Source organism: Streptomyces sp. NPDC055632 (genome assembly GCF_053618675.1).
Map to the genome: position 1 here is coordinate 25125 of NZ_JBSHHY010000051.1, position 11675 is coordinate 36799.

The 11675-nt window shown below is 74.2% G+C and carries 8 protein-coding genes; all 8 read left to right on the forward strand.

All coding sequences use genetic code 11. From position 1 onward, the window contains the following. The first annotated feature begins 13 nt into the window (after window positions 1-13). Window positions 14-1381: a 3-deoxy-7-phosphoheptulonate synthase gene (locus ACWGSR_RS34800; protein WP_376240216.1), complete on the forward strand. Its 1368-nt coding sequence runs from the start codon at window positions 14-16 to the stop codon at window positions 1379-1381. 111 nt (window positions 1382-1492) lie between these two features. Beyond that, window positions 1493-3622: an aminodeoxychorismate synthase component I gene (gene pabB, locus ACWGSR_RS34805; RefSeq protein WP_376240219.1), complete on the forward strand. Its 2130-nt coding sequence runs from the start codon at window positions 1493-1495 to the stop codon at window positions 3620-3622. A gap of 75 nt (window positions 3623-3697) precedes the next feature. Beyond that, the gene (locus tag ACWGSR_RS34810; protein ID WP_453572863.1) at window positions 3698-5179 is read left to right on the forward strand and encodes an AMP-binding protein; all 1482 of its coding nucleotides are present in this window, start codon (window positions 3698-3700) and stop codon (window positions 5177-5179) included. A gap of 95 nt (window positions 5180-5274) precedes the next feature. Beyond that, window positions 5275-6873: a class I adenylate-forming enzyme family protein gene (locus ACWGSR_RS34815; RefSeq protein ID WP_376240225.1), complete on the forward strand. Its 1599-nt coding sequence runs from the start codon at window positions 5275-5277 to the stop codon at window positions 6871-6873. Window positions 6874-6882: 9 nt separating this feature from the next. Beyond that, window positions 6883-8121, forward strand: coding sequence for an FAD-dependent monooxygenase (locus ACWGSR_RS34820; RefSeq protein ID WP_366372678.1), 1239 nt, complete (start codon window positions 6883-6885; stop codon window positions 8119-8121). Window positions 8122-8125: 4 nt separating this feature from the next. Further along, entirely contained in the window at window positions 8126-8938 is an 813-nt protein-coding gene (locus ACWGSR_RS34825) for an aminotransferase class IV (RefSeq protein ID WP_453572867.1), read from the forward strand. 103 nt (window positions 8939-9041) lie between these two features. Then, a complete protein-coding gene (locus ACWGSR_RS34830) occupies window positions 9042-10598 on the forward strand; it encodes an FAD-binding oxidoreductase (protein WP_453572869.1) in 1557 nt (518 codons plus the stop codon). A 42-nt stretch (window positions 10599-10640) separates the two neighbouring features. After that, window positions 10641-11465 (forward strand): thioesterase family protein, encoded by an 825-nt coding sequence (locus tag ACWGSR_RS34835; protein WP_376240234.1) that lies wholly within the window; start codon window positions 10641-10643, stop codon window positions 11463-11465. Window positions 11466-11675 lie beyond the last annotated feature (210 nt).

The window sequence follows — 11675 nt, forward strand, 5'->3', positions numbered from 1 at the left end:
GAAGAGAGAAGCCGTGACCCTCGCCGATTCCCCGCCGACCGTTGCGGCCGACACCCTGCCGCCGCTCGCCCTCACCGAGTGGCGCAACCTTCCGGCCGACCAGCAGCCCCGGTGGCCCGACGCCTCCCGGGCGGCCCGGGTCCAGGACCAGCTGGCCCTCGCCCCCGCCCTCACCGCCCCCGCCGACGTGCGCCGGCTCGCCTCCGGCCTCGCCCACGCGGGCGCGGGACGCGCCTTCCTGCTCCAGGCGGGCGACTGCGCCGAGCCCGTCGGCGCCGCCGGGCTCGCCGCCGTGCGCGGCAAGCACCGCGTCATCGGACGGATGGCCGAGATCATCAGCGGCCGCACCCGGCTGCCCGCGATCACCGTCGGCCGGCTCGCCGGCCAGTACGCCAAGCCCCGCTCCCGGCCCGAGGAGACCGTCGACGGACTGACCCTGCCGGTCTACCGCGGCGACCTCGTCAACGGACACGCCGCCGACCCGGCCGCCCGCGTCCCCGACCCGCGCCGCATGCTCACCGGCTACGCCACCGCCCGCGCGGTCCTCAACGAACTGCACCTGATCGCGCACGAGTCCGCCTCCGCGCTGCTGCCCCCGGACGGCTCGTACACCACGGGGGGCGAAGGCCTGCCCACCCGCGCCTGGGACGGCAGCCTGCGCTCGATCCTCAAGGACTACGGGCAGACCGCCACCCACCGCGACGGCACCTGGCGCCACACCGGACTGTGGACCAGCCACGAGGCCCTGGTCCTCGACTACGAGCAGGCCCTGGTCCGCCGCGACGGGCACACCGGGGAGGACTACCTGCTCTCCACCCACCTGCCGTGGATCGGCGAACGCACCCGCCGTCTCGACGGCGCCCACGTCGCCTTCCTCGCCCGGCTCGCCAACCCCGTCGCCTGCAAGATCGGACCGGGCACCGGTCCCGAGGCCCTGACCGCCCTGTGCGCCCGGCTCGACCCGCACCGCAGGCCCGGCCGCCTCACCCTGATCGGCCGCTTCGGCGCCGGCCGGGTCCGCGCCGAACTGCCCGCCCTGGTCGAGGCCGTCCGCACGGCCGGGCACGACGTGCTGTGGGTCTGCGACCCCATGCACGGCAACACCGTCACCACCGCGACCGGGGTCAAGACCCGGCACATGAGCGCCGTGCTCGACGAGATCACCGGCTTCTTCGAGGCCATGCACCGGGCGGACGCGTGGCCCGGCGGCGTGCACCTGGAGATCGCCGGCGACGACGTGACCGAGTGCCTCGGCACCGGCGGCCCGGCCCGCGAGGACGGCCTCGGCCGCGCCTACCGCACGCTCTGCGACCCGCGTCTCAACGACGACCAGGCACTGCTGGCCGCTTCGGCCGTCTCCGAGCTGATCGCCAAGGGCTGACCCGAAGGACCCGAAGGACCCGCAGGCCCGAGGACCCGAGACACCGAAGGGCCGAAGGTACCGAAGGGCCCGCAGGACCGACCCGAGGCCGCCTCCCGAGAAAGCCGTGTGATGAGAACCCTGCTGATCGACAACCACGACTCGTACACCTACAACCTGTTCCAGCTCCTCGCCGAGGTCAACGGGGTCGAGCCGGTCGTCGTGACCAACGACGCCCCCGGCGCCGCCGAACTCGACCTGGCGGCCTTCGACAACGTCGTCATCTCGCCCGGACCCGGCCACCCCGCCCGCCCCCGCGACTTCGGCGTCTCCGCGCACGTCCTGCGCACCGCGACCGTCCCCGTCCTCGGCGTCTGCCTGGGCCACCAGGGCATCGGGCTGGGCGAGGGCGCCGAGATCAGGCCCGCCCCCGAGCCGCGGCACGGCTTCCTCAGCCGGATCGCCCACGACGGGCGGGACGTCTTCGCCGGTCTGCCGCAGGACTTCACCGTGGTGCGCTACCACTCGCTCGGCGTCGCCGAGCCGCTGCCCGACACCCTGGAGGTGACCGCCCGGTCCGAGGACGGGGTCGTCATGGGCCTGCGGCACCGCACCCGGCCGATCTGGGGCGTGCAGTTCCACCCGGAGTCCGTCTCCACCGAGCACGGCCGCCGGATGATGGCCAACTTCCGCGACCTCACCCGCGCCCACCGGGAGGAACACCCGCGCCCCGAGGCCGCGGCCCCGCCCGCCGTCCCCGCCGGACAGCCGTACGCCGTCGCCTTACCCGGGGCGGTGATACCCGCCGAACCCGCCGCCGGATACCGCGTCCACCTGCGCACCATCGAGACCGCCGTCGACACCGAGGCCGCCTTCACCCACCTGTACGCGGACTCCGCCGCGAACGCCTTCTGGCTGGACAGCGCCCACGTGGAACCCGGCCGCTCCCGCTTCTCCTTCCTCGGCGACGCCTCGGGGCCGCTCGCCGAAACGGTTCGCTACCGCCTGACCGAGGGCGAGACCGAGGTCGAGCGCACCGGCGAACCGCCGCGCCGCATCCCCTGCACGGTCTTCGACTACCTCCAGGCGCAGCTGCGCCGGCGCCGACTCGACGTCCCCGACCTGCCGTTCGGCTTCACCGGCGGATACGTCGGCTACTTCGGCTACGAGCTCAAGGGCGACCTCGGCTCGGTCAACAAGCACGTCTCGCCCACCCCGGACGCCGCCTGGATCTTCGCCGACCGGGTGGTCGTGGTCGACCACCAGGAGGGCAGCACGTACCTGCTCGCCCTCAGCGACACCACCCCCGGCACCGAGGCGGCCGCCGTCCGCTGGCTCGACACCACGAGCGCCGCCCTCCTCTCCCTCCGCCCGGCCGAACCCGCCGGGACCACCGGTCCGGGCGAGGCCGTCGACGCCGAGAAGTGGCTCACCCACGGACGGGAGGCCTACCGGGCCCGGATCGACGAGATCCAGCGGAACCTGCGGGCGGGGGAGAGCTACGAGGTCTGCCTCACCACCTCCGCCTGGCTCCCCGGCGAGGACGACGGCTACGCCTACTACCGGGCCCTGCGCCGCGCCAACCCGGCGCCGTACGCGTCCTACCTGCGGCTCGGCGACGTCGAGATCGCCAGCTCCTCGCCCGAGCGCTTCCTCTCCATCGACCGCTCCGGCGTCGTCGAGACCAAGCCCATCAAGGGCACCGTGCCGCGCGGCGCGGACCCGGAGGAGGACGAGGCCCTGCGCGCCTCGCTCGCCGCCAGCGCCAAGACCCGGGCCGAGAACCTGATGATCGTCGACCTGCTCCGCAACGACCTCGGACGGGTCTGCGAGGTGGGCAGCGTCCACGTGCCCCGGCTCATGACCACCGAGAGCTACACCACCGTCCACCAGCTCGTCTCCACGATCCGCGGCCGGGTGCGCACCGGGCTCGACGCGATCGACGTGGTGCGCGCCTGCTTCCCCGGCGGCTCGATGACCGGGGCGCCCAAGCTGCGCACCATGGAGATCATCGACGAACTGGAGGACGAGGCCCGCGGCGTGTACTCCGGCTCGATCGGCTGGCTCTCCACCAACGGCACCGCCGACCTCAACATCGTCATCCGCACCGCCGTCAGGGTCGGCGACCAGTGGCGGATCGGCGCGGGCGGCGCGGTCGTCCTGGACTCCGACGCCGACGACGAGTTCGACGAGATGGTCCTCAAGGCCTCCGCCCCGCTGCGCGCCTTCCGCCTCGGAAAGCCGCTCGTCACGGGCTCCTGAGCCCCGGGGCCCTCGTTGGGGAGCCCCCGCACGACCCCGTCCGCCCACGAGCCGACCCACCAGGAGCCGTACGCCATGAACGTCGCCGCAGCGCTCGGGGACGCCGCCGTCGCGCGGAACCTGACCGACCGCGCCGCCTACCACGAGGGCGACCTGACCCTCACCCACGGCCGGCTGCACGACCTCGCCGCCCGCGCCGCGACCGTGCTCGCCGAGCACGGGGCCGGACCCGGACGGGGAGTCCTCCTCGCCCTGCCCGACGGCATCGCCTGGGTCGTCGGCTTCCTCGCCGCCGCCCGCCTCGGCGCCGTCGCCGTCCTCGCCAACCCCGGCCTCACGGCCGAACGGCACCGCTACGTCGCCAAGGACAGCGGAGCGGTCGCGGTCCTCGCCGAGGACTCCCTCGCCGACCGGTTCGCCGGCCTCGCCCGCCTCACCGGCGAGCGGCTGCTCGGCCTGGCGGCCGGAGCGGAGCCCGCCCCGGCCGCCCCGGTCGGCGACGACCACCCGCTCTACCTCCAGTACACCTCCGGGACGACCGGACTCCCCAAGGGCGTCGTCCACCGCCACGCCGACCTGCCGGTCTACTACACGGGCGCCGGCGCCCGGGTCCTCGGCTTCGGCCCGGACGACACCGCCCTGTCGGTGTCCAAGCTGTTCTTCGCCTACGGGCTCGGCAACGCCCTCGCCTTCCCGCTGTACTCGGGCGGCTCCGCGGTCCTGGAACCGGGCCCGCCCCGGCCCGCCCGGATCGCCGAGCTGGTCGCCCGGCACCGGGTCACGTACCTGTTCGCCGTGCCCTCCGCGTACGCCAACCTCGTCGCCGAGACCGACCCGGCGCACTTCGCGAGCGTCCGCGCCGCCGTCTCGGCGGGGGAGCGGCTCACCGACGAACTGCGCGAGCGCGCGAGCGCCTTCCTCGGCGCACCGCTCTACGACCAGCTCGGCTCGACCGAGGCCGGGCACGCCATCGCCACCAACGGCGTCGTCCACCACGTGCCCGGCACGGTGGGCCGGCCCGCGCCCGGCTTCACGGCGGAGGTGCGCGACAAGCACGGGCGGCCCGTGCCGGACGGCACGCCCGGCGAGCTGTGGGTCACCGGCCCGACGGTCACCCGCGGCTACCACGACCTGCCCGAGGAGACCGCCCGGACCCTCGTCGACGGCTGGCTGAACACCCGCGACCTGGTGGTGCGCAACCCCGACGGCACCCTCGCCCACCGGGGCCGCACCGACGACCTGGAGATGGTCGGCGGGATCACCTTCTCGCCGGTCGAGATCGAGCAGGTGCTCGCCCGCCACCCGGCCGTGCACGACATCGCGGTGGCCTGCGTCCGCAACGAGCGGGGTGCGTCCAAACTGCGCGCCTTCGTCGTCCCGCGCCCCTCCCACCCGGCCGCCGCGGACCCCTCCGCCCTCGAGGCCGAGCTGATCGCCCTGGCCCGGTCCCGCATGGAGCCGTACAAGGTGCCGCGCGCCGTCGAGGTCGTCGCCGCCCTGCCGCGCACCGCCACCGGCAAGCTCCAGCGCTTCCTCATCCGGCAGGGCGCCTGGTGACCCCCGGCCCCGGCCCCGCTCCCGTACGACCCGTCCGACCCGTCCTCCGTTCCCTCCGCTCCCTCCGCTCCCTCCGCAGAGAAAGCAGTCGCCCCATGCTCTCCACGCTCGCCAGGAAACTGCCGGAGAAGGCCTTCTACCTCGGTCTGCTGTGGGAGCAGGCCGCCGCGAAGTTCCCCGGCACGCCGGTCACCCTCGACCAGCCGCTCGCGACCTTCCCCGACCTCGGCACCGGCTTCACGTACGCCTCCCTCGCCGACGTCGTCGACGACCTCGCCGCCCGCCTGTGGCACACCGGTGTCCGGCCCACCGAACGGGTCGCCGTCCACAAGTCCGACAACTTCGACATCTCGCTGATAGCCGCCGCCATCGCCCGCGTCGGCGCCGTGCCGGTGATGATCTCCTCCGCGCTGCCCGGCGAGATCGTCGGCAAGCTCCTCGGCCGCCTGGACAAGCCCTGGCTGGTCACCGACGCCGCCAAGCTGACCGGCCCCCTCGACGGCGTCCCCGTCCGGGAGCTCACCCACGAGACCCTGCTCGCCGGCACGGACGCGCACGGCGGACTGCGCCTGCTCGCCGAGCTGAACGGGCTGCCCCGGCGCCCCGCCGTGAGGCTCCACCCCTCCCAGCCGGCCCTGATCACCCACACCTCGGGCACCACCGGCGTCTCCAAGCTGATGGTCCACAACGCGCGGGCCCTGTTCCACCGGCTGCTGCCGCAGCAGATGATCGCCTGGCCGATCCGGAAGAAGGAGACCGTCGCGCTGTGCATGTCCTTCGTGCACTCGCGCTTCTTCCACTCCCTCGGCGTCTTCCTCAACTACGGGAACCCGCTGCTGGTCCTGAACGACCTCGACCCGGACAAGATCGCCCCGATCTTCGTCCGGCACCGCCCCGGCCTGGTCGAGACCCACCCCAACAACTTCGTCCAGTGGGAGGACCTGGCCGACGCCCCCGGCGCCCCGCTGTCCAGCGTCCGCTACTACAGCAGCACCTTCGACGCCATCCACCCGCGCACCATCCAGCGCCTCCTCGCCGCCTCCGCGCGCCCCCGCCCGCTCCTGATCCAGCTCTACGGACAGAGCGAGACCGGCCCCATCTCCGGCGCCTGGTACACCGAGAAGAGCGCGGAGCGGAACGACGGCCGCGACGTCGGCTACGTCCTCCCCGGCTTCATCAAGCTGCGGGTCGTCGACGACCAGGGCCGCCCGGTCCCCAAGGGACAGCCCGGCAACCTCGAACTGCGCGGCCGGGGCCGCATCATGACGTACCTCGGCGAGCACCAGCGCTACCTGGACAACTTCAACGACGGCTGGTGGAAGCTCGGCGACATGGGCACCCTCGGCCGCTTCGGCCGGCTCCACCTGATCGACCGCGAGATCGACCAGATCGACACCATCGACTCCAACCTCGAACTCGAGGACATCCTCCTGAAGCGCCTGGAGGAGCTCCTCGAAGTGATCATCGTGACCGGCCCCGAGGGCGAGCCCGTCCCCGTCGTCTGCACCCGCCGCGACGCCCCGCTCGACCAGGGGCGCTGGGACCGCGCCACCGCCGACCTGCCCGCCCTCGCCGCACCCCTGCACTGGCCGTTCAACGAGGTGCCGCGCACCTCCACCTGGAAGGTCCAGCGGGTGGAGATCACCCGGATGCTCCGCGAGAACACCGCGCCGGCCGCCCCCGCCGCCGACTGAGGAGCCGTCATGACCCCCAACAGCCACCAGCCCGGCCGGGCGCCGGTCCTGGTCGTCGGCGCGGGACCGGTCGGCCTCACCGCCGCCCTGGCCCTGCGCAGCCACGGCCTGCCGGTCACCCTCCTGGAGGCCGAACCGGAGGACCGGACGCGCCCCGGCAGCCGGGCCCTGTTCGTGCACCGCGAGTCGCTGAAGCTGCTCGGCCGGATCAGCCCGGGACTGGACCGCACCCTGGTCTCCCACGGAGTGGTGTGGCCCACCCGCCGCACCGTCTACCGCTCCCGGGAGGTCTTCGCCCGCAGCTACCCGCCCCAGCCGCAGCACGAGGGCCTCGTGCCGCCGTTCACCAGCCTGCGGCAGATCGAGACCGAGCGGCACCTGATGGCGGCCTGCCGCGAGGCGGGCGTCGTGTTCCGCTGGGGCGCCGCCGTCACCGACGTGGAGACGTCGGAGCGGTCGGCGCGGCTGACCACCGAGGACGGCACGGTGTGGGAGGCCGAGTACGTGATCGGGGCGGACGGCGCCCGCTCCCGGGTGCGCCGCTCCCAGTCCATCGAGATGCTGGGGGAACGCTCCGAGGCCTTCCACGTCGTCGTCGACGTCGAGGAGGACCCCGCGGACCCGCTGCCGCTGGAGCGCGTGTTCGTCTACGAGCACCCGGCGCTCGGCGGGCGCAGCGTGATGCGGGTGCCCTTCGCCGGCGGCTTCCAGCTCGACCTCCAGTGCAAGGACGACGACGACCCGGCGGAGTGGGCCGACGAGGCGGCGGCGGCCCGCTGGGTGGCCGAGGTCGTCGGGGAGAAGTACGCGAAGCGGCTCCTCTGGGTGTCCCGGTACAAGTTCCTGCACGTGGTCGCCGAGTCCTTCACCGACCCGCACCACCGGGTGCTCCTCGTCGGCGAGGCCTCCCACCTCTTCCCGCCGTTCGGCGCCCGCGGCATGAACAGCGGCATCGCCGACTCCGTCGCCGCCGCCGACGCCGTGGCCGAGGCCCTCGCGGCACCGGAGCGGCGGGCCGGCGCCGTCGGCGCGTTCGCCGTCGAACGCCGGCAGGCCGCCGGGTTCAACAGCGAGGCGGCCCGCACCGCCCTCGCCCACCTCCGCCCCAGGAGCCGCGTCACCCGGCTCCGGCAGGCCGTCGGCGCGGCCCTCTCCCCGGTCGTGCCCTCCTTCGGCGAATGGCTCGAACGCGCCCCCTACGGACCCCGTACGGGAGCGCCTACCAACAAGGGCAAGGGACGGTACTGACCCGATGAATCCGCCCAACGGCCCGGCCGTCGCGGAGGCGCGGCTCGCCTGGGACGAGGCCCGGGGCCTCGTCCCGGGGGCCCCCGCCCCCGACGTCCTGCTCGCCGCCGACTCCTGGCTGGTCGAGGACGGCCGGGTCCGGGACGTCGAGGGCCACCGGGCGCGGTTCACCCGGGCCTGCCGCGACAGCGGCCGGGACGCCTCCGCCGTGGAGCGCTTCTGGCGGGACGCCCTCGCCGCGCTGCCCCGCACGGGAGCCTGGTTCCCGCGCGTCGAGCTGCACGGGGACGGCGTCCTCGCGCTCTGGCCGCGCCGCGCGCCGGAACTGCTCGGGCCCGTCCGCGTCCTGCCCCGGCCGGACGCCGACCCGCGCACCGCGCCCCACCGCAAGGGCCCCGACCTGGCCCTCCTCGCGCGCGTCAGGGCCGAGGCACAGGAGGCGGGCGCGGACGACGCCCTGCTCACCACCGCGAGCGGGGCGGCCGCCGAGTCCACCACGGCCAGCCTGCTGTGGTGGGAGGACGACGAGCTGTGCCTGCCGGAGCCCGGACCGCACCTGCTGCCCGGGGTCACCAGCGCCCTGCTCGTCCGGCAGGCCCGGGAGAGCGGCGTGGTGGTGCGCCACGGCCGGGCCGCCCCGGAGGAGCTGCACGAACGGGAGACCTGGCTGGTCAACGCGCTGCACGGGATCCGTCCCGTCACCGCGTGGGTGGGCGCCGGGGGCGGCCCGGCGGCCCCGGCCCCGCGCGCCGCGCGCTGGCAGCGCCTGCTCCGGGCCCGGGCCCGGCCCCTCCCCGACCACCGGCCTGAGCCGTGACGGCAGGTCCGTCCGGCCGGAGCCGTGACGGCCGAACCGCTCGGCCGGAACCGACACCGGCGCGACACGCGCGGGAAACCCACCCCGAAGGGAACGAACCACCATGATCAACCGCAGGACCCTGCTGGCTGCCGGCGCGGGACTCGCCACCACCGCCGGCGCGTTCGCCACGGCCGCCACCGCGGGGGCCCGCCCCCGTCACGGGCACGCCCACGGGCCCGCCTGGAGCCGCCTGAGCCGCTCCCTCACCGGCGACCTGGTGCTCCCCGGCGACGCGGAGTACGACCGCGCGCGCAAGCTGGCCACCGCCATGTTCGACGACGTGCGCCCGCGGGCGGTCGTCTACGCGGAGACCCCCCAGGACGTCCGCACCGCGATGCTCTTCGCCCAGGACCACGGACTGCACACCGCCGTCCGCTCCGGCGGCCACAGCTACGGCGGCTGGTCGACCACCGAGGGCCTGGTCGTCAACCTGACCCGGCTCGACCACGTCCGCCCGGGCGACGGCACGGGCCCCGTGAGCATCGGCCCCGGCGTCCAGGCCGTGGACGTGGTGCCCCGGCTCACCCCCTACGGGATCACCGTCCCGGCCGGTTTCTGTCCGACCGTCAGCCCCGGCGGCTTCCTCACCGGCGGCGGCACCGGCTGGCAGTACCGCAAGTACGGCCCCGCCTCCGACCGCCTGGTCTCGGCCCGGGTCGTGCTCGCCGACGGCCGGATCGTCACGGCCTCGAAGACCAGCCACCCGGACCTGCTGTGGGCGCTGCGCGGCGGTGGCGGCGGCAACTTCGGCGTGGTCACCGACTTCCGGGTCGCGCCCACCCCGATCACCCGGGTCGGCCACTACACCCTGACCTGGTCCTGGTCGGACGCCCAGCGCGCGGTCAAGGGCTACCTGGACTGGTCGGCGCAGGCCTCGGCCGACCTCGCCTGCGGCGGCATCCTGCGGCTCGCCGACGCGAAGCCCGGCAGCCTGCCGGTCTTCATCGTCTCGGGCGTCCACTTCGGCACCCCGGAGGAGCTGGAGGCCGAGCTGGCCGCGCTCGCCTCGCTGGTCGGCACCGCCCCGGCGACCCGGGTCGTGCAGGAACTGCCGTACGACCGGGCGATGATGCGGGTCTTCGGCTGCGAGGACAAGACCGTCGACGCCTGCCACGAGACCGGCTCCAACCCGGAGGCCCTGCTGCCCCGGCAGAACTGGCTCAAGAACCGCGGCCGCATGTTCCACCGCATCCCGCCGCAGTCCGGCGTGGACGAGCTGCTCGCCGCCTTCGACGCGGACCGGCGGGCCGGCCAGACCCGGATCGTCTCCCTGCTCGGGCTCGGCAAGAACGCCAACCTGCCGGCCACCGACGCGACGGCGTGGGTGCACCGCGACTCCCTCTTCAGCGCGACCCTCACGGTCAGCCTCGCCACGCCCGTCCCGGCGGAGGAGGACCGGGCGGCGGCGGAGGGATGGCTGAACGGACTGTTCGGCGCCGTCGATCCGTACTCCAACGGACGCTCGTACGTGAACTTCCCGGACACCAACCTGACGAACTATGCGCAGGCCTACTACGGATCCAATCTTCCGCGATTGAGCCGAATCAAGTCGTCGTACGACCCCCACGGCTTCTTCTCTTTCCCGCAGGCGGTTCCGGGAGCCGTCCGGAAGCACTAAAGGGTGGAAGACTCGGTACCCGACCCTCTAAAGTGCCGGGTCATGCAGAAAAACACGAAGGACGGTATGGGCGGCATGGCCGAAGAGGTCAGTCCGGGAAAGTTTCTGCGAAATTTACACACGGGATACACGGACGTTCCCGAACACCTCAAGGGTTTCGGTGGACTGCACGGCGGCCTGGCCCTCGGCCTCGTCGCGGAGGCCATGCGCGAGCATGCCGGAGAGCGTGAACTCGTCAGCGTCACGGGCCGGTTCGGGCGGGCGATCGACTCCCCGTTCCGGGTCGTGACCGCGCCGGGTCACACCGGCCGTTCGAGTTCGACCGTATCCGGACGCATCGAGTCCGAGCGGGGCACACTGCTCGACTCGTGGGCGGTCTTCGCGGGTGAATCCGGCGATGTTTCCTGGCCGGTCGTGGAATTCCCCATTCCGGAGGTTCCCGGTCCCGAAGAGTGCGAGAAATTCGCCATTCCGAAAGAATTCGTGCCGATCTCGACGAGCATGGAGATCAGGCCGGTGGGTTCCTCGCGCCCCTACGCGGGCGGGCAGGAGGCCGAGCTGGTGGCCTGGGTCAGGCTGGTCGAGGACGACCTCCCGCCCGACGCCCCGCGCTTCGTCCTCCTGATGGACGCGCTGGCCCCCTCCTACTCCGCGGTGCTCTCGACGCTCGCGTTCGTGCCGACCGTGGAGATCACGGTCCGGCCCGGCGCGGGCCTGGCCAAGGCGTCCTCGCCCTGGCTGCTGCTCCGGGCCACGACCCGGCAGGCCGGCCCCTCCGGCTGGTCCTCGGAGTGGATCGACGCCTGGGGCCGGGACGGCACGCACCTGGGCTCCGCCCAGCAACTGCGGATGGTCCGCGGCGGCTGACCCCGGAGTCGGGGCGGCCTGTTGCGACGGCTGACCCCGGGGCCGGGGAGGGCCTGTCGCAACGGCTGGTCCCGGAGCCGGGGGAGGCCCGCCGCGGCGGGGGCCCCCGCCCCCCGGGCGGGCCCCACCCCCCCGGCCCCCGCCGCAAAATAGACGGGCTCTGCAAAGCCCAAGGGGCCAGCCCCCACCCCCCCCGCCGCCCCCGGCGCG

Coding starts and splice junctions, on each gene's coding strand:
- pabB (WP_376240219.1), top strand. CDS start 1,493: ATGAGAACCCTGCTGATCGACAACCACGACTCGTACACCTACAACCTG.
- ACWGSR_RS34810 (WP_453572863.1), top strand. CDS start 3,698: ATGAACGTCGCCGCAGCGCTCGGGGACGCCGCCGTCGCGCGGAACCTG.
- ACWGSR_RS34815 (WP_376240225.1), top strand. CDS start 5,275: ATGCTCTCCACGCTCGCCAGGAAACTGCCGGAGAAGGCCTTCTACCTC.
- ACWGSR_RS34820 (WP_366372678.1), top strand. CDS start 6,883: ATGACCCCCAACAGCCACCAGCCCGGCCGGGCGCCGGTCCTGGTCGTC.
- ACWGSR_RS34825 (WP_453572867.1), top strand. CDS start 8,126: ATGAATCCGCCCAACGGCCCGGCCGTCGCGGAGGCGCGGCTCGCCTGG.
- ACWGSR_RS34830 (WP_453572869.1), top strand. CDS start 9,042: ATGATCAACCGCAGGACCCTGCTGGCTGCCGGCGCGGGACTCGCCACC.
- ACWGSR_RS34835 (WP_376240234.1), top strand. CDS start 10,641: ATGCAGAAAAACACGAAGGACGGTATGGGCGGCATGGCCGAAGAGGTC.